The organism is Pseudomonas frederiksbergensis (assembly GCF_000802155.2).
GTDB lineage: Bacteria > Pseudomonadota > Gammaproteobacteria > Pseudomonadales > Pseudomonadaceae > Aquipseudomonas > Aquipseudomonas frederiksbergensis_A.
On sequence record NZ_JQGJ02000003.1, the window covers coordinates 543,971 to 563,939 of the forward strand.

Sequence of the window (19,969 nt, forward strand, 5' to 3'; positions counted from 1 at the left end):
AGCTTGCTCCCTCGCCACGAAAAGCGGTTCGAGCAGTCAGTCAGGGCTTGGCGACATGCCAAACTTTACCCTTTTCGTCACCGGTCTTTTCACCCGCCTTCTTGTCGTCGATGTAGGTGTAAAGCGGCTTACCCTTGTAGGCCCACTGTGACTTGTTATCGTCGCGGGTAATTACGGTCCAGTCACCGCTGGGCGTGGCGGTGCTGTCAGCCATGAGCGGCGGCCAGTTGGTTGCGCATTGGCCGTTGCACATCGATTTGTCGCCTGCATCCTTGTCGAACGTATACAGCGTCATGCCCTCATGCGTGGTCAGCACGCCATCCTTTGCCATCGCCGGCTCGCCCGCCGCAAACGCCATCCCAGGCAATGCCAGCGCAGCCACCAGCCCCAGCACCTTGATGGATTGGGTGAAGTGATTCATGGAAACCTTCCTTTGTAGTTGTCAGGATTCGGACTGAAAAGCGTAGTCCAGGATCCCCTTTGCTGCCGCGCACAGAAATTTCTGTCACACGACTGCAATAATTCCGTTATCTAATGCGGCGCAAGACAGTTAAATGACAAGAGGATTACCCCATGGTTGGCAGGAGCATTCTGATCGTCGACGACGAGGCGCCCATTCGCGAGATGATCGCCGTTGCGTTGGAGATGGCCGGCTATGACTGCATGGAAGCAGAAAATTCTCAGCAGGCGCACGCCATCATAGTCGACCGCAAGCCTGACCTGATCCTGCTGGACTGGATGCTGCCGGGCACGTCTGGCATCGAGTTGGCGCGGCGCCTCAAGCGCGATGAGCTGACCGGCGACATTCCGATCATCATGCTCACCGCCAAGGGCGAAGAGGACAACAAGATCCAGGGCCTGGAAGTCGGCGCCGACGACTACATCACCAAGCCGTTCTCCCCACGGGAACTGGTGGCGCGTCTCAAGGCCGTACTGCGTCGTGCCGGACCGACCGACGGTGAAGCGCCCATCGAAGTCGGTGGCCTGCTGCTCGACCCGATCAGCCACCGCGTGACCATCGACGGCAAGCCCGCCGAGATGGGCCCGACCGAATATCGCCTGCTGCAATTCTTCATGACCCACCAAGAGCGCGCCTACACCCGCGGGCAACTGCTGGACCAAGTCTGGGGCGGCAACGTGTATGTCGAGGAGCGCACCGTGGACGTGCACATCCGGCGCCTGCGCAAGGCCCTCGGCGATGCCTACGAGAATCTGGTACAAACCGTGCGCGGCACCGGTTATCGTTTCTCGACAAAGGCCTGATACGAGCCCTTACCGCCCGACAAGCTGACAAGGACGCGCGTTCACGTGAATCAAAACTGGCATGGCACCCTCATCCGCCATATGTTGTTGCTGGTTACCGGATGCCTGCTGATCGGCCTGATCAGCGGGTATTACGGCTGGAGCCTGGCCGTGGGGCTGGCGCTTTACCTGGCCTGGACTCTCAAGCAATTGCTGCGCCTGCATGAGTGGCTGCGCCTGCACCAACCCGACGAAGCGCCGCCCGACGGCTACGGCCTGTGGGGCGAGGTGTTCGACAGCATCTATCACTTGCAACGGCGCGACCAGCGCGTTCGGGGCCGCCTGCAGGCGGTGATCGACCGCGTCCAGGAATCCACGGCCGCGCTGAAAGACGCAGTGATCATGCTCGACAGCGAAGGCAACCTGGAATGGTGGAACCGCGCCGCCGAAACCCTGCTGGGCCTCAAGACGCCCCAGGACAGCGGCCAACCGGTGACCAACCTGGTGCGCCACCCGCGCTTCAAGGAATATTTCGAGCAGGACAATTACGCCGAACCCCTGGAAATCCCCTCGCCGACCAATGATCGGCTGCGCATCCAGCTCTACATCACCCGCTACGGCAACAACGAGCATTTGATGCTGGTGCGCGACGTGACGCGCATCCACCAATTGGAACAAATGCGTAAAGACTTCGTCGCCAACGTTTCCCATGAGCTGCGTACGCCGCTGACGGTGATCTGCGGTTACCTGGAAACCCTGCTCGACAATGTCGAGGAGGTGAACCCGCGCTGGAGCCGGGCCCTGCAGCAGATGCAGCAGCAAGGCGGGCGCATGCAGACCTTGCTCAACGATCTGCTGCTGCTGGCGAAACTGGAAGCCACCGATTACCCGTCGGACAACCAGCCCGTGCCGATCGACGAACTCCTGCAGATCATCGTCGAAGATGCACAGGAACTGTCCGGCCCCAAGCAACAAGCCATTACGCTCGAAGCCGACCCGGCCATCCAGCTCAAGGGCAGCGAGGCGGAACTGCGCAGCGCGTTTTCCAACCTGGTGTTCAACGCGGTCAAGTACACGCCGGAACAGGGAAGAATTCACGTCCGCTGGTGGGGCGATGAACAAGGCGCGCACCTGAGCGTGCGCGATTCGGGCATCGGTATCGACAGCAAGCACCTGCCGCGCCTGACCGAACGCTTCTACCGGGTCGACTCCAGCCGCAACTCCAACACTGGCGGCACCGGGCTCGGATTGGCCATCGTCAAACACGTCCTGCTGCGCCACCGCGCACGCATGGAAATCAGCAGCGTGCCCGGCCACGGCAGCACGTTCACCTGCCATTTCGCCCCGGCGCAGGTGGTTCGCGCACGCGTTTCGAATCGCGACGAGTGATGCCGACCAGCTCTTGCCACTAGGCAATCGCCAAGTCAGCCGCTACATTGGCTGACTTGCGCCTGCCTCTTCAGGCGCTGATTTCCTTCTCATACCAACATACGGAACCTGCAAAACTCCATCATGGACCCTTCCCCTGGTTTGTCCCTCGTCTCACTCTTCGCCGAATTCGGCATGATTCTTTTTGCTCTGGTCCTGGTCCTGCTCAACGGTTTTTTCGTTGCGGCCGAATTCGCCATGGTCAAGCTACGCTCGACCCGGGTCGAGGCCATCGCCGAGCAGCACGGCTGGCGCGGGCATATCCTGCGCACCGTCCACAGCCAGCTCGACGCGTACCTTTCGGCCTGCCAGCTGGGCATCACCCTGGCGTCCCTGGGCCTGGGCTGGGTCGGTGAGCCGGCGTTCGCCCATATCCTCGAACCGCTCCTGGGCGCGATCGGTGTCGAATCGCCGGAAGTGATCAAGGGCGTGTCGTTCTTCACCGCGTTCTTCATCATTTCGTACCTGCACATCGTGGTCGGTGAGCTGGCGCCCAAATCCTGGGCGATCCGCAAACCCGAACTGCTGTCGCTATGGACGGCTGCGCCGCTCTATCTGTTCTATTGGGCCATGTACCCGGCGATCTACCTGCTCAACGCCAGCGCCAACGCTATCCTGCGCATTGCCGGCCAAGGCGAGCCCGGCCCGCATCACGAGCACCATTACAGCCGCGAAGAACTGAAACTGATCCTGCACTCCAGCCGTGGCCAGGATCCGAGCGACCAAGGCATGCGCGTGCTGGCCTCCGCCGTGGAAATGGGCGAGCTGGAAGTGGTGGACTGGGCCAATTCCCGGGAAGACCTGGTGACGCTGGAGTTCAACGCGCCGCTCAAGGAAATCCTGGCGATGTTCCGTCGCCACAAATTCAGCCGTTACCCGGTGTACGACAGCGAGCGCCAGGAGTTCGTCGGCCTGCTGCACATCAAGGATCTGTTGCTGGAACTGGCGGCGCTGGATCACATTCCCGAGTCGTTCAACCTGGCCGAACTGACCCGGCCACTGGAGCGCGTGTCGCGGCACATGCCGCTGTCGCAGTTGCTGGAGCAGTTCCGCAAGGGTGGCTCGCACTTCGCCCTGGTCGAGGAAGCCGACGGCAACATCATCGGCTACCTGACCATGGAAGACGTGCTGGAAGTGCTGGTAGGCGACATCCAGGACGAACACCGCAAGGCCGAACGCGGCATCCTGGCCTACCAGCCGGGCAAGCTGCTGGTACGCGGCGACACGCCGCTGTTCAAGGTGGAGCGCCTGCTGGGGATCGACCTGGACCACATCGAAGCCGAAACCCTGGCCGGGCTGGTCTATGAAACCCTCAAGCGCGTGCCGGAAGAGGAGGAAGTGCTGGAAGTCGAAGGCCTGCGCATCATCATCAAGAAGATGAAGGGTCCGAAGATCATCCTGGCGAAGGTGTTGATGCTCGATTGAGTGTCAACTCGCGCGCAAGTTGAAGGCATAACCCATTGTGGCGAGGGACCTTGCTCCCTCGCCACAAAAAGCCCTCCGAATCTCCAGTGCTACTACTGCTTGCCCACTGCAAAGTTGGGCAAGTCGCCCACCGGCTGGTTGAACTGGTAGGGAATCGACACCAGCCCCAGCCCGGTATTGCGCTGCACCACGAAGTGCAAGTGCGGGCCGGAGCTGTTGCCGGTGTTGCCCGACAGCGCCAGCGGCGTACCCACCGACACCCGCTGCCCTTCCCGTACGCTCACCGAGCCCTTTTGCAGATGCAGGTACACGCCCATGGTCCCGTCATCGTGCAGCACGCGCACGAAGTTGCCGGAAGGGTCGGTGCCGCGCCCGGTCTGCTCGTTTTCGGTCTTGATGACCACGCCCCCCCGCGCGGCGATGATCGGCGTGCCTACAGGCATGGCGATGTCCATGGCGTAGCGGTTCTTCGGACCGTAGTGGCTGTATTGGCCGTTGGCACCCTGGCTCAGCCGAAACGGCCCACCGCGCCACGGCAGTGGGTAGCGATACGCCTGCGCCGTGCCTGCGGGGTCGCCCAGGGAATACTCGAACCGCGGGGTATACACCAGCGGCCTGCCGGGCCGGGTAGCCGTGAGCAGCGCCAGGCGCAGGTTGCTGCGCGCTGGCATTACTCGGCGAATCGGCCGGCTCGGCGCGCCGCTCACATTGCGCAGCCCAGCGAAACTCAGCTCGATCTCCACGGGCGCATACAGGTCGTTGCGTACATAAACCGCGTCCGCGCCCTTCTGCTTCCGGATGTCGAGATACACCTGCCGCTCGAGGCGCTCGACCATGCGATCGCGGAACACGAACACCTGGGCGCCTTTGCTGGGGCGGTCACTATAGGACACCACGCCATTGGCATCGGTGGATTTGTAGATGGTCATGGCCAGGGCCGGGGTGGCGGCCAGGACAAGACCACAGGCGAACAGCAACGGCACGAGCATGGGCAAGAATTCTGTCGAAATGAAGGCCTGCAAAGCAGCCTAGCAGCTGGGATGGACCAGCGTAGTCGACGGATGTTTCAAAATTGGATCGCAGAGGGCGTTAGATCGGATGGCCTCATCGCGAGCAAGCTCGCGATGTCGGACTGAAGCGCGCCGCCGGATCAGGCGCCCGGTACGAAGTGCTTCTGCGCAGTGCCGCGGGCGATCAGGCGGGAGATGTAGTCGAGTTTCTGTGGGTCTTTGTCGACGAAGCGGAAGGTCAGTTGCAGCCATTCGCTGTCCGGCGTCTGCTCGTGGGCGACGATGGCGTGGAGGTAGCCGTTCAGACGAGCGGTCTCGGCGTTGTCGCCCTGCTCCATGTCCAGCACCGAGCTTTCCAGCACTTGTGGCAGGGTGTCGGTGCGCTTGACCACCAACAGCGCTTCCTTGAGGCTCAGGGCCTTGATCACGCATTGCTGGGTGCCGCTGGACAGGCGCAGCTGGCCTTGCCCGCGATTGCTGGTCGGCGCGGACGCGGCAGGTGCCTTGACGGGCGGGCTGTTGAGCAGACCACGGGCCGGGGCGGCAGCCGCAGCGGGCGCAGGCGCAGCGGCCGGGGCGGCGGGCTTGGCGAACGGGTTCGCTGCGGGCGCTGAAGCGGCAGCCGGAGCAGCCTTGCCACCGGTCAGGGCGCTGAGGGAGTCATTGCCAAACGCCGAGTTCATCTTGGTCGGGGCGCTGTTCATCAACGTGTCGAGCTTGCCGACCTTGTTCAGGGCCTGCTTGACCTTGGTCAGCAGTTGCTCGTTGGTGAAGGGTTTGCTGACATAGCCGGACACGCCGGCCTGGATCGCCTGGACCACGTTTTCCTTGTCGCCACGGCTGGTGACCATCACGAACGGCATGCCCTTGAGGTTGTCCTGCTGGCGGCACCAGGTCAACAGTTCCAGGCCGGACATCTCCGGCATTTCCCAGTCGCACAGCACCAGGTCGAACGCTTCACGGGCCAGCAGGGCCTGGGCTTTCTTGCCGTTCACCGCGTCTTCGATGCGGATACCTGGGAAGTAGTTGCGCAGGCACTTCTTCACCAAGTCACGAATGAACGAAGCATCGTCCACGACCAACACACTGACCTTACTCATCCAGATACACCTCTAAAAAATCCCGGCAAGCATACCGCCTTACTGATGGCACATTGCCAAAAACCTTCAGTCACGCCGGGACTTTTCGTTCGCGGGGTGCTGCTTTCGGTTAAAAAAACCGCAAAAAAAAGCCCGACCAGAAGGCCGGGCGCTTTTCTTGGCAATCTTACTTATCGTCAGTTTCACCGGGAACATTAGCGGTTTCGGACGGGGTGCCCTCCACTTCTTCCTTCATCCGCTTGAGACCCATGTGCCGCACATCGGTGCCGCGCACCAAGTAGATCACCAGTTCGGAGATGTTGCGCGCATGATCGCCGATACGCTCCAGGGAACGCAGCACCCAGATGATGCTCAACACCCGCGAAATCGAGCGCGGGTCTTCCATCATGTAGGTCGCCAGCTCACGCAGGGCGGTCTTGTACTCGCGGTCGATGATCTTGTCGTATTGGGCCACCGACAGCGCCAGGTCGGCGTCGAAACGGGCGAAGGCGTCCAGCGCGTCGCGGACCATGTTGCGTACTTGGTCGCCGATGTGGCGCACCTCGACGTAACCGCGCGGGGCTTCGCCTTCTTCGCATAACTGGATTGCACGACGGGCGATCTTGGTGGCTTCGTCGCCGATCCGCTCAAGGTCGATCACCGACTTGGAAATGCTGATGATCAGGCGCAGGTCGGAAGCAGCCGGTTGGCGACGGGCCAGGATACGCAGGCACTCTTCGTCGATGTTGCGTTCCATCTGGTTGATCTGGTCATCGATTTCGCGCACTTGCTGGGCCAGGCCGGAATCGGCCTCGATCAGCGCGGTCACCGCGTCGTTGACCTGCTTTTCCACCAGCCCGCCCATCGCCAGCAGGTGGCTGCGCACCTCTTCCAGCTCGGCGTTGAACTGCGCGGAAATGTGGTGGGTAAGGCCTTCTTTACTAATCATCTTTGGCGTCCTTGGAGCGTCCGGTAAGGTGCGGCGGACCGCAGCGTGAAGTCAATGAGCAACTACGGCTGACTAGCCGTAACGACCGGTGATGTAGTCCTCGGTCTGCTTCATGGCCGGATTGGTAAACAAGGTGTCGGTGTCTCCAAACTCCACCAGCTTGCCCATGTACATGAACGCGGTGTAGTCCGATACCCGTGCCGCCTGCTGCATGTTGTGGGTCACGATGACGATGGTGAACTTGGACTTGAGCTCGTAGATCAGCTCTTCGACCTTCAGCGTCGAGATCGGGTCGAGTGCCGAGCAAGGTTCGTCGAGCAGCAGGACTTCCGGTTCCACGGCGATGGTGCGGGCGATGACCAGGCGTTGCTGCTGGCCGCCGGACAGGCCCAGGGCCGACTCGTGCAGGCGGTCCTTGACTTCGTCCCACAGCGCCGCGCCCTTGAGCGCCCATTCAACGGCTTCATCAAGGATGCGCTTCTTGTTGATGCCTTGGATGCGCAGGCCGTACACCACGTTTTCGTAGATGGTCTTCGGGAATGGGTTGGGCTTCTGGAACACCATGCCCACGCGCCGACGCAGCTCGGCCACGTCCTCGCCCTTGCGGTAGATGTTATTGCCGTAGAGGTTGATCTCGCCTTCGACGCGGCAACCGTCCACCAGGTCGTTCATGCGGTTGAAGGTACGCAGCAAGGTCGACTTGCCGCAGCCCGACGGGCCGATGAACGCGGTGACGCGTTGTTTCGGGATGTTCAGGCTGACGTCGTACAGCGCCTGCTTCTGACCGTAGAACAGGTTCAGGCCGGGCACTTCGATGGCGACGGTTTCCTGAGCCAGGTTCAAGCTCTGCTTGTCGCGGCCCAGGGCCGACATGTTGATGCCGTGTGTATGTGCTTCGTGTTGCATGGGAGGCTCCCTGTGCTAACAAATTCGGTTCGGTTGGCCAACTGAGCGGCCATGCCAATCTGTATAGGTGGGAGCAAGCTCGCTCCCACCTGAAAATCAACTATCCAGCGCTTTGTATTTCTCGCGCAGGTGGTTACGGATCCACACTGCCGACAGGTTCAAGATCGCGATCACCAGCACCAGCAGCAGCGCCGTGGCGTAGACCAACGGTCGGGCGGCCTCGACGTTGGGGCTCTGGAAGCCGACGTCATAGATATGGAAGCCCAAGTGCATGATCTTCTGGTCCAGGTGCAGGTACGGGTAATTACCGTCCAGTGGCAGCGACGGGGCCAGCTTCACCACGCCCACCAGCATCAACGGCGCCACTTCGCCAGCGGCACGGGCCACGGCGAGGATCATGCCGGTCATCATTGCCGGGCTCGCCATCGGCAGGACGATCTTCCACAGGGTCTCGGCCTTGGTCGCGCCGAGGGCCAGGGAGCCTTCGCGCACGGTCCGTGGGATCCGCGCCAAACCTTCCTCGGTGGCGACGATCACCACCGGCACCGCCAGCAGCGCGAGGGTCAGGGACGCCCAGAGCAGGCCCGGGGTGCCGAAGGTCGGCGCCGGCAAGGCTTCGGGGAAGAACAGCCGGTCAACCGAACCGCCCAGCACGTAGACAAAGAAGCCCAGGCCGAATACACCGTAGACGATGGCCGGGACACCGGCGAGATTGTTCACCGCGATGCGGATCAAGCGGGTCATGGGCCCTTGGCGGGCATATTCACGCAGGTAGACCGCCGCCAGCACGCCGAACGGCGTCACGATCATCGCCATGATCAGCGTCATCATCACCGTGCCGAAAATCGCCGGGAAAATCCCGCCTTCGGTGTTGGCTTCACGCGGGTCGTCGCTGAGGAATTCCCAGACCTTGCTGAAATAGAAACCTATCTTGGTGAACGTACCCATGCCGTTTGGCTGGTAGGCGTGCACCACTTTGCCGATTTCGATTTCCACTTCCTTGCCGTTGGCATCGCGGGCCGTCAGGCTGTCGCGGTTGAACTGCGCGTGCAAATCGGAGAGGCGCGCTTCGATGTCCTTGTAGCGGGCGTTGAGTTCGGCGCGTTCGCTTTCCAGGTCGGCCTGGGCGGCGGCGTCGAGCTTGCCGTCCAGTTCCAGCTTGCGACCATGCAGGCGGATACGTTCCAGGCCAGCGTTGATCGCGCCGATGTCGACTTTTTCCAGGGTCTTGAGCTCGTCGGCGAGTTGGTTGACACGTTCGATACGCGCCTGCAACTGCGGCCAGGCGGCTTCACCCTCGGCGATGACCTTGCCCTGTTCCTTGACGTTGACCAGGTAACCGTAGAAGTTGCCCCACTCGCGACGCTCAAGGGCCATGAGCTCTGGCGGTGTGGTCTGGTTGGTCAGCCAATCGCCAACGATCCAGGTGAAATCGGTGCCGTTGAGGTCACGGTTGCCGACCTTCACCAATTCGCGGGTCATGAACTCCGGGCCTTCGTCCGGCACCGGCAGGCCGGCGCTTTTCAGGCGCTCGCGAGGGACTTCTTCTTTCTGTACGACTTCGCCTACCACCAGGTGCGCAGGCATGCCCGGTACGTTGTAGCTGGCGTGGATCAAGTCGGCCGGCCAGAAATGGCCGAGGCCGCGCACGGCGATCACCGCCAGCAGGCCAATGGTCATGATGACCGCGATGGACACCGCGCCACCGCTGATCCAGACGCCTGGGGCGCCGCTCTTGAACCATCCTTTCAGGGAGTTCTGTTTCACAGACTTCTACCTTTCTTAAAGCGACGAATATTTCTTGCGCAGACGCTGACGGATCAGCTCGGCGAGGGTGTTCATGACGAAGGTGAACAACAGCAACACCAGGGCCGACAGGAACAGCACGCGGTAATGGCTGCCGCCGACTTCCGACTCGGGCATTTCCACCGCCACGTTGGCCGCCAGGGTGCGCAGGCCTTCGAACAGGTTCATTTCCATGACCGGGGTGTTGCCGGTGGCCATCAGCACGATCATGGTCTCGCCCACTGCGCGGCCCATGCCGATCATCAGCGCCGAGAAGATGCCCGGGCTGGCGGTGAGGATCACCACGCGAGTCATGGTCTGCCACGGCGTGGCCCCGAGGGCCAGCGAGCCCAGGGTCAGGCCGCGCGGCACGCTGAACACAGCGTCCTCGGCGATGGAGTAGATGTTCGGGATGACCGCGAAACCCATCGCCAGGCCGACTACCAGGGCGTTGCGCTGGTCGTAGGTGATGCCCAGGTCATGGGAGATCCACATGCGCATGTCGCCACCGAAGAACCAGGCTTCCAGGTACGGGCTCATGTACAGCGAGAGCCAGCCCACGAACAGGATGACCGGAATCAACAAGGCGCTTTCCCAGCCGTCCGGCACCCGCAGGCGAATGGATTCCGGCAGGCGGCTGAAGACGAAACCGGCGACCAGGATGCCGATCGGCAGCAACATCAACAGGCTGAAGATGCCTGGCAGGTGCCCTTCGACGTAGGGCGCCAGGAACAGGCCGGCGAAGAAACCGAGGATCACCGTCGGCATCGCCTCCATCAGCTCGATCACTGGCTTGACCTTGCGGCGCATGCCCGGGGCCATGAAGTACGCGGTGTAGATCGCGGCGGCAATGGCCAGCGGCGCGGCCAGCAGCATCGCGTAGAACGCAGCCTTCAAGGTGCCGAAGGTCAGCGGCGAAAGGCTCAGCTTGGGTTCGAAATCGGTGTTGGCGGCGGTCGATTGCCAGACGTATTTAGGTTCGTCGTAGTTTTCGTACCAGACCTTGCTCCACAACGCGCTCCAGGACACTTCCGGATGCGGATTGTCCAGTGCCAATGGTTGCAGCTTGCCGCCCTGCTCAACGATCAGGCGGTTGGCCCGTGGCGACATGCCGAACAGGCCCTGGCCGTCGACTACCTGGTCCACCAGCAAGGTGCGGTGGGCGGTGCTGTGGAACACGCCGAGCTTGCCGGCGGCGTCCAGGGCCACGAAACCCTTGCGACGCTCTTCAGCGCTGATTTCAACGATGGGCGCGCTGCCCATCTGGAAGGCACGAATCTGTTTGAAGCGCAGCTCGCCGTCCGGATCGCGGGCCATGAACCACTGGGCCAGGCCGCCCTTGGAATCACCGATGATCAGCGAAATCCCGCCGACCAGTTGAGCAGTCGCTGTGACTTCTGCGTCGGCGTTCTCCAGAAGTTTGTAGCGGCCGTTGAGGCTCTTGTCACGCAGGCTGAAGACGTCGGCCTGGGCGCGACCGTTGACCACGTACAACCATTGCTGGCGCGGGTCGACGAAGATGTTCTTCACCGGCTCGGTCATCTGCGGCAGGTCGATGCGGGTCTGCTCGTTGGTGACTTCACCGGTCATCATGTTTTCTTCGCTGGTCAGCGACAGCACATACAACTGCGCCCCACTGGAACCGGCGAGCAGCAGGGTCGAATCGGTGGCGTTGAGGCTGACGTGCTCCAAGGGCGCGCCCTGCTCGTTCAATGCAATCGGCGCCTCGCCGTAAGGGTATTCGATGGCGGGCGAGATGGTTTTCTTGCCGTCTGGATAGCTGACTTTATAGGTGTGGCGGAACACCAGGGCCTGGCCGTTGGAAAGACCGATTGCCACCAAGGGGCTGCCAGGCTGGTCTTCGCCAATGGAGGTCACGCTGGCGCCGGCCGGAATCGGCAGGTCGACGCGGCGCAGTTCGGCGCCGCTGTCGAGCTCGTAGAACAATGCCTGGCCCTTGTCGGAAACACGCATGGCCACCTGGTTCTGCTCTTCGATGGCGATCATCAGGGGTTTACCGGCGTCTTGCATCCAGGCCGGGGTGATCGGGTCCTTGGCGGTCAGGTCCGCACCCTGGAACAGAGGCAGCACCACGTAGGCAAGGAAGAAGAAAATCAAGGTAATGGCGGCCAGGACGGCGAGCCCGCCGACCAGCACGTACCAGCGGGTCAGGCGATCCTTGAGCGCGCGGATGCGGCGCTTGCGTTGCAGCTCAGGCGTATTGAAGTCAATGCGCTTGGGAGGGGAAGTCGTAGTCATTGTGGAGTTGGCCAGATCATTCATGCGCACACCCTAGCGATCCTGTATGACAGAAAGATGACAGTGAAGTGACGCAACAAATCCGCCGCCAGCTAGAAGCGGCAGCGGACGGGAAATTGGCCGCGAGAGTGACGTCCACCCCCGCAGCAGCCCGGGCGTTGGCCCAGGCTCAGGTATTACTTCTTGGCGACGCTGCCGCCTTCCGACAGACCCAGGTCAGCCAGTGCCTTGGCGGCTACTTTGGCTGGCAACGGGATGTAGCCGTCCTTGACCACGACTTCCTGGCCTTGCTTGGACAGGATCAGCTTCACGAACTCAGCTTCCAGCGGGGCCAGAGGCTTGTTCGGCGCCTTGTTGACGTAAACGTAGAGGAAACGCGACAGCGGGTACTTGCCGTTCAGAGCGTTCTCTTCGCTGTCTTCGATGAATTCGCCGCCTTCTTTCTTGGCCAAGGCAACGGTTTTCACGCTGGCGGTCTTGTAGCCGATACCCGAGTAGCCGACGCCATTAAGCGAGCTGCTGATCGACTGCACGACCGAAGCCGAACCTGGCTGTTCGTTGACGTTTGGCTTGTAGTCGCCTTTGCACAGGGCTTCTTCCTTGAAGTAGCCGTAGGTGCCGGACACGGAGTTACGGCCGAACAGTTGCACTGGCTTGTTGGCCAGGTCACCAGTCACGCCCAGGTCACCCCAGGTCTTGACGTCGGCCTTGGCGCCGCACAGGCGAGTCGAGGAGAAAATCGCATCGACCTGAGCCATGGTCAGGCCTTTGATTGGGTTGTCCTTGTGTACGAACACAGCCAGGGCGTCCACGGCAACCGGGATTGCGGTTGGCTTGTAGCCGTATTTCTGTTCGAAAGCCTGCAGCTCGTTATCCTTCATCTTGCGGCTCATCGGGCCCAGGTTGGAGGTGCCTTCGGTGAGCGCGGGTGGCGCGGTGGAAGAACCGGCCGCTTGAATCTGGATGTTTACGTTCGGATATTCTTTCTTGTAGTTCTCGGCCCACAAGGTCATCAGGTTGGCCAGGGTATCGGAGCCGACGCTGGACAGGTTGCCCGATACACCAGTGGTCTTGGTGTAAGCCGGAATTGCCGGGTCAACACCAGCGGCAACCGCGTTGGCAGTCGCAACGCCAGCAGCGACAAAGGTCATTGCCGCCATCAAACGCTTCAGTTTCATGCCTTACTCCTAGCAGATAGGTGTGTTAAGTCGGCCAAGTATTGGGAAGCCGTGTGAACACTCTATGGCTGAAATATGACAATTGGATGAAAGGCCAGTATTGGATTTTGCGGGGGTGTCGTGGCGAGGGGCTGTTTAGCGCCCCTTTTTCCAAAGATACCCACCAATCACCATCCCCATTCCGCAGATGATCGCCACGTAATACGCCGGCCCCATCGGGCTCTCTTTCAACAGCAGGGTCACGATCATCGGCGTCAACCCGCCGAAAATCGCGTAGGCCAGGTTGTAGGAGAACGACAGGCCGCTGAAGCGCACCACGGCCGGGAAGGCATTGACCATGACGAAGGGCACCGCGCCGATGGTACCCACCAGCAAACCACTCAAGGCGTAGAGCGGGAACAGCCACTCGGGGTGAGTGAACAGGCTGTGGTAAAAGGTCCAGAACGTGACCAACAACAAACCGCTGCCGAAGACGAACACCCGGCCCGCGCCAAAGCGGTCGGCCAGCACACCGGCTCCAATGCAACCAAAACTCAGGAATACGATCGCCAGGCTATTGGCCTGCAACGCCGTGGTCGGACTGAAGTGGTACACCGTCTGCAACACCGTCGGGGTCATCAGGATCACCACGATGACGCCGGCCGACAGCAGCCAGGTCAGCAGCATCGAAATGGCGATGGCGCCGCGATGATCGCGCAGCACGGCGCGCAACGGAACCTCTTCGGCCAGCGCCTTGCGCAGTTGCAGTTCGGCAAACACCGGGGTTTCGTGGAGCCAGCGGCGCAAGTACACCGAAAACAGGCCAAACACACCGCCCAGCAGGAATGGGATCCGCCAAGCGTAATCCGCCACTTCCACTGGCGTATAAATGCTGTTGATGGCGGTGGCGACCAGCGAACCCAACAGGATTCCTGCCGTCAGGCCGCAGGTCAGCGTGCCGCAGGCATAGCCGATATGGCGCGCCGGCACATGCTCGGAAACGAACACCCAGGCCCCCGGTACTTCGCCACCAATGGCTGCGCCCTGGATCACGCGCATCAGCAACAACAGGATCGGTGCCCACATGCCGATCTGCGCATAGGTCGGCAACAGCCCCATGATCAGGGTCGGCACAGCCATCATGAAAATGCTCAAGGTGAACATTTTCTTGCGCCCCAGCAGGTCGCCGAAGTGGGCCATGACGATCCCGCCCAGCGGCCGGGCCAGGTAACCGGCGGCAAAAATGCCAAACGTTTGCATCAGGCGCAGCCATTCGGGCATTTCGGCAGGAAAAAACAGTTTGCCGACCACGGTGGCAAAGAACACGAAAATAATGAAATCGTAGAACTCCAGCGCGCCGCCCAGGGCAGAAAGCGACAGGGTCTTGTAGTCGTTGCGGGTCAGCGGACGGGCGGGTTGCGCGGGCGTCGCCGTGCTCGAAGGCGCAGTGGTCATGGCAAGGGTTTCTCTTATAGTCGGTTCTCGGCCCGACAACACTGATGAGAGCCCGGGCAGGTTCGGCACGATAGCAAATTGTTCGAAAAAGCACATAGAGGCGCGTAATTGACAGTCAAAATCAGAACCCAGTGGTCGTCGCGACGTCTATCGCCCGATATACTCGCAACCTTGCGACACTCTGTAAGGGGTTGCTGTGCGAAAACGTCGTTGGTGATGTAGTACGAATCAGCCGGTTTCGCAGAGTTTCCCTTTGGCACGCCTTTACGAAAAACGTGACGAACGTGGCAGTTCGGGCTGAATCGTTTTTTACAAAGACGGCTATTCACCTGAAAGACAAGACAGAGTTACGGGTCAGAGGCACCCCCGGCATGATAGAGCTCGAACAAGAAGATCCAATCCCGCAAGGCGACCTGGCCTTGCAAATCACCGCGCTTCCCCGCGATACCAACGGCTTCGGGGACATTTTCGGCGGCTGGCTGGTGTCCCAGATGGACCTGGCCGGCACCGCGATGGCCAGCAAGGTGGCGGGCGGGCGCGTGGCGACCGTGGCGATTGATCGCATGGCGTTCCTGGTGCCGGTGGCGGTGGGTGCGCAGTTGTCCTTCTATACCCAGGCGTTGGAAATCGGCCGTAGCTCGATCCAGATGATGGTCGAGGTGTGGAGCGACGATCCGTTGTCCAGCGAATGGCGCAAGGTCACCGAAGCAGTGTTTGTCTTCGTCGCCATCGACGGCAGTGGACGCACCCGCTCGGTTCCACCCCGCGCCCGTTAAACGCGGCGACCGTTTTGCGGTCCATTGCAGTCCATGTTCCTGAACGAGATGCGCAATATGCCTACGCCCAATGTCGAAGCCGTCAAACTGGATGAACTGAATGGTTGGCGCATCCGCCACGGTCAGGCCGAGTTGCTGGTGGCCCAGCAGGGCGCGCATATCCTCAGCTATCAAGTGGACGGCCAGCCGCCGCTGATCTGGCTCAACGACCAGGCGACGTTCCAGACGGGCAAGAGCATCCGCGCCGGCGTGCCAGTGTGCTGGCCCTGGTTCGGCAACCTGACCCGCAATCCCGACAGCGTCCAGGCGATGCGCGTCAGCAACGAACCGGCCACGGCCCACGGCCTGGTGCGAGCGATGGATTGGGAGCTCAAGGGCATCGAGGCCGAAGGCGAGAGCCTGAACATCGAATTCGTGCTGCCCTACCCTGAAAATGGCCTGCCGGGATGGCCTCACCAGGTCGACCTGACGCTGACCATCGTGATGGACGAGCAGTTGCATATCCGTCTCACCAGCCATAACCGTGGCAGCGAAACCGTCAGCCTCAGCCAGGCGCTGCACAGCTATTTCGCCGTCAGCGATGTGCGCAACGTGCAGGTCGATGGCGTCGACGGCTTGAACTACATCGAGACCCTGGACGATTGGAACACCCATACCCAGGCCGGTGCCCTGCGCTTTGCCGGCGAAACCGACCGCATCTACCTCGATACCCCGCCGACGCTGAGCATCGTTGACCCGCACTGGCAACGACGGATCGAACTGACCAGCAGCGGCTCGCGCTCGGCGGTGATCTGGAACCCCTGGACCGAACGGGCCAAGGCCTTTAGCGACATGGCCGACGATGGCTGGCAGCGCATGCTGTGCATCGAGACGGCCAATGTGATGGGCGATGTGGTGACGTTGTTGCCGGACGCCAGCCATACCTTGGGCGTGAGCATTTGCAGCAAGCCGCTCTAAGCCACACCAAAAGACCTGTGGGAGCGGGTCGCTCCCACAGTTGAAACTGTGTCAGGCCAACCGGCCCGTTACAAATCCGCCTCCTGCACCACCCTCACCTTCTCCGCATCCAGCGCATACGCCGCGCTCGCCAGGTCGTTGTCGACCTTCTCGATCTTCAGCGTGCCCGTCACCCAAAGGGGCGTATAGATGTCGTCCAGCTTCACGCCCTTGGGATATCGCACCAACACCAATTGATTCGGCGGCGGCGGAGGAACGTGGATGCAGGCGCCCGGGTAAGGCACCAGGAAAAACAATGTGCTGCGGCCCTTGGCGTCGGTCTCCAAAGGGACCGGATACCCGCCAATGCGCAGGTGCTTGTCATTCATCGACGCCACGGTCTTGGTCGAGTACATCACCGCCGGCAAGCCTTTGCTTTGCTTGAGGCCACCTTTTTCGGTGAAGGTGCCGCTGGCTTCGGGGGAGTCGTGATCGATCTCGGGCATCGCTTCGAGGGCTTTCTGGTCCGACTTGGGCATCAGTTCGAGCCAGTCGGTTTCCGGCAGCTCGGCGGCGTGGGCCAGGCCACTGCCCAGCAAAAGAAGGGTCAATACTAGACGGCGCATGAAAGGGCTCGGCAATGAGTGGAATGTGACGCCGGGCAGTTTAGCCCTCTCCGTGCGCCGCGCGGAGAGGGCTTCATCTGGTTTGATCAGTTTCTTTTGATCAGGCCGTAGATCACCAGCAATACGACCGCACCCACCAGGGCGCCAATGAAGCCAGCGCCTTCGCCAGCCTGATAAATACCCAGGGCCTGGCCGCCGTATGTGGCCGCCAACGAACCGCCAATACCGAGCAGGATGGTCATGATCCAGCCCATGCTGTCATCGCCGGGCTTCAGGAAGCGCGCGAGCAGGCCAACGATCAAGCCGATAAAAATGGTTCCGATGATTCCCATGGCATTTCCCTCTGGTTGAGACTAAAGCCAAAGCCCAGTCGGGCTTTGGCACTTAGCCATGAGAGAGATAAGCCGATGAATGGTTCCACCGATGTTGCAGACTATTGCTCGGCAATCAGCGTTTCGACCTTGATGATCTGCTGTTCGAGCGTGGCGCGATCGGCGCAACGCAGGTTGGCGTGGCCGACCTTGCGCCCCACTTTGAAGGCCTTGCCATAGTGATGCAGGTGGCAGTCGGCAATCGCCAGGACTTTCTCACTGTCCGGCACCTTGCCGATGAAGTTCAGCATCGCGCTTTCGCCGACCTTGGCGGTCGACCCCAGCGGCAGCCCGGCCACCGCCCGAAGGTGGTTTTCGAACTGGCTGCACTCGGCGCCTTCAGTGGTCCAATGCCCGGAGTTGTGCACCCGCGGGGCGATTTCGTTGGCCTTGAGGCCGCCGTCCACTTCAAAGAATTCGAACGCCATGACGCCGACATAGTCGAGCTGCTTGAGCACGCGGCTGGAGTAGTCTTCGGCCAGGGCTTGCAGGGGATGGTCGGTGCTGGCGACGGACAACTTGAGGATGCCGTCCTTGTGAGTGTTGTGCACCAGCGGGTAGAAGCGGATTTCACCGTCGCGGGCACGCACGGCGATCAGCGAGACTTCACCGGTGAACGGCACGAAACCTTCCAGCAGGCAACCGACGCTGCCCAGCTCGGCAAACGTACCGGCAACGTCTTCAGGGTTGCGCAGGACTTTCTGGCCCTTGCCGTCATAACCCAGGGTACGGGTCTTGAGCACGGCCGGCAGGCCGATGGAAGCGACCGCAGCATCAAGGTCAGCCTGGGACTGGATGTCGGCGAAGGCAGGCGTCGGAATTCCCAGGTCCTTGAACATGTTCTTTTCGAACCAGCGGTCACGGGCGATGCGCAGGGCTTCGGCGCTCGGGTAGACCGGGACGAACTGGGACAGGAAGGCCACGGTTTCGGCCGGGACGCTTTCGAACTCGAAGGTCACCAGGTCAACTTCATCGGCCAATTGGCGCAGGTGATCCTGGTCGCCATAGTCGGCCCGCAGGTGTTCACCCAGGGCGGCGGCACAGGCGTCCGGCGCCGGATCCAGGAAAGCGAAGTTCATTCCCAGCGGCGTACCCGCCAGGGCCAACATGCGACCCAACTGGCCGCCACCGATTACACCGATCTTCATTCGTCAACAACCTCAGGCAATGCGTGGGTCCGGATTGTCCAGGACGCTGTCTGTCTGCTCAGCGCGGAATTTTTTCAGCACGGTATGGAATTGGGGATGCTTGGCGCCCAGGATACTCGCCGACAGCAAAGCCGCATTGATTGCCCCGGCCTTGCCGATGGCCAGGGTAGCGACCGGGATGCCGGCTGGCATCTGCACGATCGACAGCAGCGAATCGACACCTGAGAGCATCGAGGATTGCACCGGCACGCCCAGCACCGGCAGGTGGGTCTTGGCCGCACACATGCCTGGCAAGTGAGCCGCACCGCCGGCGCCGGCGATGATCACTTCGATGCCACGCGCCTCGGCTTCTTCGGCGTACTGGAACAGCAGGTCCGGGGTACGGTGGGCGGAAACCACTTTCACCTCGTAAGGGATGCCGAGCTTTTCCAGCATATCGGCGGTGTGGCTAAGGGTGGACCAATCGGACTTGGAGCCCATGATCACGCCAACCAGTGCACTCATCGTCGTGCCTCTTCTCTCTGGGCGCCCTCGGGCGCGTCAAAAAACAACAAGCCACGCGGGAAACCAGCGTGGCTTGTTGTACGAATTATGGCCGGGTGAACCGACCGAAGGCCGGGCAGTATACCTTAATGAAGCGGATAAACAGCACCTGCGACGACCATCTGTCATGCGCTGCAAAAAGCGTGATTTCCTGACCAAAAAGTCAGCGCCTTGTCATTCATGGATAACTACATATTTTGATCAAGAAGTTAAATTTCCAAGTTATAAGAATCCTTATAACTTTAGCGCGGTACCGACAACCTGCTTCCACTCAGCAATGATTAATCAACAAGGATGTTCAAATAATGAAAGATACGATCGCGATACTCGTCTGCCTCCATGACGACTTGAAAGGTTATGAATACAGAAAACTGTCTTCCGATCATTTCGTCTGGCTCAAGACCGAACTCGAGCTTATCTCCGGACGTGAAGTAATAATTACTTTCGCCCGCCCCCAACCCCCTTATTCCCATTTGCGCAGATTCGACTATAAAGGCGCAGATGCTTCCAGTAAATTGAGGGCATGGAGAAACGCGGCCCAGGATTGGCGCTACGAAACACTGCGGAATAACGATTATGATCCAAGGCTCACCAAGACGCTGCTGCTTACCAAAGATAACATCAATAAAACCATTTCCGGCATCGCCGAACTTGGGGGCCACTTCGGTATCGCCTCCATCAGGACTTACAATACCCCAGCCCATGAGATAGGCCACCTGTTCAACGCTGATCATAAAGACAGCGTCATTGAATACGACGGCTGGTGGAAGGACTCGATCATGCATGCCGATAGTTACTCAGACTTGCGTGGCAACACCTACCGGTTTTCCGAAAGCAACAGGGAAAATATTCGTCAGTATCTAATGGATTAAAT

Annotated in this window: 19 protein-coding genes; 6 read left to right on the top strand and 13 right to left on the bottom strand. The window is 60.8% G+C overall.

Features of this window, described 5'->3' with window-relative positions; translation table 11 throughout:
* Positions 1 to 40 precede the first annotated feature (40 nt).
* On the bottom strand, positions 41 to 421 hold the full coding sequence (locus tag JZ00_RS08495; protein WP_039593598.1) for a COG4315 family predicted lipoprotein: 381 nt from the start codon (positions 419 to 421) through the stop codon (positions 41 to 43).
* Positions 422 to 573: 152 nt separating this feature from the next.
* Here JZ00_RS08495 and phoB point away from each other — a divergent pair, with 152 nt between their 5' ends.
* The 3 genes from phoB (at position 574) to JZ00_RS08510 (ending at position 4,095) form a co-directional block, all read left to right on the top strand.
* Positions 574 to 1,263 (top strand): phosphate regulon transcriptional regulator PhoB, encoded by a 690-nt coding sequence (phoB, locus tag JZ00_RS08500; protein WP_003177195.1) that lies wholly within the window; start codon positions 574 to 576, stop codon positions 1,261 to 1,263.
* 81 nt (positions 1,264 to 1,344) lie between these two features.
* Positions 1,345 to 2,631 carry a phosphate regulon sensor histidine kinase PhoR gene (gene phoR, locus JZ00_RS08505; RefSeq protein WP_230633498.1) on the top strand — a complete coding sequence of 429 codons (1,287 nt, stop codon included), beginning with the start codon at positions 1,345 to 1,347 and terminating at the stop codon, positions 2,629 to 2,631.
* 123 nt (positions 2,632 to 2,754) lie between these two features.
* Entirely contained in the window at positions 2,755 to 4,095 is a 1,341-nt protein-coding gene (locus JZ00_RS08510; RefSeq protein ID WP_039593596.1) for a hemolysin family protein, read from the top strand.
* 92 nt (positions 4,096 to 4,187) lie between these two features.
* Here JZ00_RS08510 and JZ00_RS08515 read toward each other — a convergent pair whose 3' ends face one another.
* From JZ00_RS08515 to JZ00_RS08550, 8 genes are all read right to left on the bottom strand, one after another.
* On the bottom strand, positions 4,188 to 5,084 hold the full coding sequence (locus JZ00_RS08515) for a peptidoglycan DD-metalloendopeptidase family protein (RefSeq protein ID WP_039593595.1): 897 nt from the start codon (positions 5,082 to 5,084) through the stop codon (positions 4,188 to 4,190).
* A 161-nt stretch (positions 5,085 to 5,245) separates the two neighbouring features.
* A complete protein-coding gene (locus JZ00_RS08520) occupies positions 5,246 to 6,205 on the bottom strand; it encodes a response regulator (RefSeq protein ID WP_039593594.1) in 960 nt (319 codons plus the stop codon).
* A gap of 166 nt (positions 6,206 to 6,371) precedes the next feature.
* Complete coding sequence (phoU, locus tag JZ00_RS08525) at positions 6,372 to 7,133, bottom strand: phosphate signaling complex protein PhoU (RefSeq protein WP_030139132.1); 762 nt, start codon at positions 7,131 to 7,133, stop codon at positions 6,372 to 6,374.
* A gap of 72 nt (positions 7,134 to 7,205) precedes the next feature.
* Positions 7,206 to 8,039 carry a phosphate ABC transporter ATP-binding protein PstB gene (gene pstB / locus JZ00_RS08530; RefSeq protein WP_039593593.1) on the bottom strand — a complete coding sequence of 278 codons (834 nt, stop codon included), beginning with the start codon at positions 8,037 to 8,039 and terminating at the stop codon, positions 7,206 to 7,208.
* Between the two features lie 96 nt (positions 8,040 to 8,135).
* Positions 8,136 to 9,806, bottom strand: coding sequence for a phosphate ABC transporter permease PstA (gene pstA / locus JZ00_RS08535; RefSeq protein WP_039593592.1), 1,671 nt, complete (start codon positions 9,804 to 9,806; stop codon positions 8,136 to 8,138).
* Between the two features lie 15 nt (positions 9,807 to 9,821).
* Entirely contained in the window at positions 9,822 to 11,855 is a 2,034-nt protein-coding gene (locus JZ00_RS08540; protein WP_196304816.1) for an ABC transporter permease subunit, read from the bottom strand.
* A 404-nt stretch (positions 11,856 to 12,259) separates the two neighbouring features.
* Positions 12,260 to 13,261 (bottom strand): phosphate ABC transporter substrate-binding protein PstS, encoded by a 1,002-nt coding sequence (locus tag JZ00_RS08545; protein WP_039593590.1) that lies wholly within the window; start codon positions 13,259 to 13,261, stop codon positions 12,260 to 12,262.
* 135 nt (positions 13,262 to 13,396) lie between these two features.
* On the bottom strand, positions 13,397 to 14,695 hold the full coding sequence (locus JZ00_RS08550; protein WP_039593589.1) for an MFS transporter: 1,299 nt from the start codon (positions 14,693 to 14,695) through the stop codon (positions 13,397 to 13,399).
* A 371-nt stretch (positions 14,696 to 15,066) separates the two neighbouring features.
* On the opposite strand from JZ00_RS08550, the gene JZ00_RS08555 reads away from it, so the two are divergent.
* The gene (locus tag JZ00_RS08555) at positions 15,067 to 15,471 is read left to right on the top strand and encodes an acyl-CoA thioesterase (RefSeq protein WP_030139126.1); all 405 of its coding nucleotides are present in this window, start codon (positions 15,067 to 15,069) and stop codon (positions 15,469 to 15,471) included.
* A gap of 57 nt (positions 15,472 to 15,528) precedes the next feature.
* Positions 15,529 to 16,428 (top strand): D-hexose-6-phosphate mutarotase, encoded by a 900-nt coding sequence (locus JZ00_RS08560; RefSeq protein ID WP_039593640.1) that lies wholly within the window; start codon positions 15,529 to 15,531, stop codon positions 16,426 to 16,428.
* Positions 16,429 to 16,496: 68 nt separating this feature from the next.
* Here JZ00_RS08560 and JZ00_RS08565 read toward each other — a convergent pair whose 3' ends face one another.
* The 4 genes from JZ00_RS08565 to purE form a co-directional block, all read right to left on the bottom strand.
* On the bottom strand, positions 16,497 to 17,033 hold the full coding sequence (locus JZ00_RS08565) for a DUF3299 domain-containing protein (protein ID WP_082112055.1): 537 nt from the start codon (positions 17,031 to 17,033) through the stop codon (positions 16,497 to 16,499).
* A gap of 86 nt (positions 17,034 to 17,119) precedes the next feature.
* Positions 17,120 to 17,365 carry a GlsB/YeaQ/YmgE family stress response membrane protein gene (locus JZ00_RS08570; RefSeq protein ID WP_039593587.1) on the bottom strand — a complete coding sequence of 82 codons (246 nt, stop codon included), beginning with the start codon at positions 17,363 to 17,365 and terminating at the stop codon, positions 17,120 to 17,122.
* A gap of 101 nt (positions 17,366 to 17,466) precedes the next feature.
* On the bottom strand, positions 17,467 to 18,552 hold the full coding sequence (locus JZ00_RS08575; RefSeq protein ID WP_039593586.1) for a 5-(carboxyamino)imidazole ribonucleotide synthase: 1,086 nt from the start codon (positions 18,550 to 18,552) through the stop codon (positions 17,467 to 17,469).
* A gap of 12 nt (positions 18,553 to 18,564) precedes the next feature.
* Positions 18,565 to 19,056, bottom strand: coding sequence for a 5-(carboxyamino)imidazole ribonucleotide mutase (gene purE, locus JZ00_RS08580; RefSeq protein ID WP_003196369.1), 492 nt, complete (start codon positions 19,054 to 19,056; stop codon positions 18,565 to 18,567).
* Between the two features lie 344 nt (positions 19,057 to 19,400).
* On the opposite strand from purE, the gene JZ00_RS08585 reads away from it, so the two are divergent.
* Positions 19,401 to 19,967, top strand: a complete 567-nt coding sequence (locus JZ00_RS08585) for a zinc metalloprotease (RefSeq protein WP_039593585.1) — start codon at positions 19,401 to 19,403, stop codon at positions 19,965 to 19,967.
* The last annotated feature ends 2 nt before the right edge of the window (positions 19,968 to 19,969 follow it).

What these genes read in the sequence shown, in the direction of transcription:
- JZ00_RS08495 (WP_039593598.1), bottom strand. Translation starts at nt 421, where the DNA reads ATGAATCACTTCACCCAATCCATCAAGGTGCTGGGGCTGGTGGCTGCG.
- phoB (WP_003177195.1), top strand. Translation starts at nt 574, where the DNA reads ATGGTTGGCAGGAGCATTCTGATCGTCGACGACGAGGCGCCCATTCGC.
- phoR (WP_230633498.1), top strand. Translation starts at nt 1,345, where the DNA reads ATGTTGTTGCTGGTTACCGGATGCCTGCTGATCGGCCTGATCAGCGGG.
- JZ00_RS08510 (WP_039593596.1), top strand. Translation starts at nt 2,755, where the DNA reads ATGGACCCTTCCCCTGGTTTGTCCCTCGTCTCACTCTTCGCCGAATTC.
- JZ00_RS08515 (WP_039593595.1), bottom strand. Translation starts at nt 5,084, where the DNA reads ATGCTCGTGCCGTTGCTGTTCGCCTGTGGTCTTGTCCTGGCCGCCACC.
- JZ00_RS08520 (WP_039593594.1), bottom strand. Translation starts at nt 6,205, where the DNA reads ATGAGTAAGGTCAGTGTGTTGGTCGTGGACGATGCTTCGTTCATTCGT.
- phoU (WP_030139132.1), bottom strand. Translation starts at nt 7,133, where the DNA reads ATGATTAGTAAAGAAGGCCTTACCCACCACATTTCCGCGCAGTTCAAC.
- pstB (WP_039593593.1), bottom strand. Translation starts at nt 8,039, where the DNA reads ATGCAACACGAAGCACATACACACGGCATCAACATGTCGGCCCTGGGC.
- JZ00_RS08540 (WP_196304816.1), bottom strand. Translation starts at nt 11,855, where the DNA reads ATGCAAGACGCCGGTAAACCCCTGATGATCGCCATCGAAGAGCAGAAC.
- JZ00_RS08545 (WP_039593590.1), bottom strand. Translation starts at nt 13,261, where the DNA reads ATGAAACTGAAGCGTTTGATGGCGGCAATGACCTTTGTCGCTGCTGGC.
- JZ00_RS08550 (WP_039593589.1), bottom strand. Translation starts at nt 14,695, where the DNA reads ATGACCACTGCGCCTTCGAGCACGGCGACGCCCGCGCAACCCGCCCGT.
- JZ00_RS08555 (WP_030139126.1), top strand. Translation starts at nt 15,067, where the DNA reads ATGATAGAGCTCGAACAAGAAGATCCAATCCCGCAAGGCGACCTGGCC.
- JZ00_RS08560 (WP_039593640.1), top strand. Translation starts at nt 15,529, where the DNA reads ATGCCTACGCCCAATGTCGAAGCCGTCAAACTGGATGAACTGAATGGT.
- JZ00_RS08565 (WP_082112055.1), bottom strand. Translation starts at nt 17,033, where the DNA reads ATGCGCCGTCTAGTATTGACCCTTCTTTTGCTGGGCAGTGGCCTGGCC.
- JZ00_RS08570 (WP_039593587.1), bottom strand. Translation starts at nt 17,365, where the DNA reads ATGGGAATCATCGGAACCATTTTTATCGGCTTGATCGTTGGCCTGCTC.
- JZ00_RS08575 (WP_039593586.1), bottom strand. Translation starts at nt 18,552, where the DNA reads ATGAAGATCGGTGTAATCGGTGGCGGCCAGTTGGGTCGCATGTTGGCC.
- purE (WP_003196369.1), bottom strand. Translation starts at nt 19,056, where the DNA reads ATGAGTGCACTGGTTGGCGTGATCATGGGCTCCAAGTCCGATTGGTCC.
- JZ00_RS08585 (WP_039593585.1), top strand. Translation starts at nt 19,401, where the DNA reads ATGAAAGATACGATCGCGATACTCGTCTGCCTCCATGACGACTTGAAA.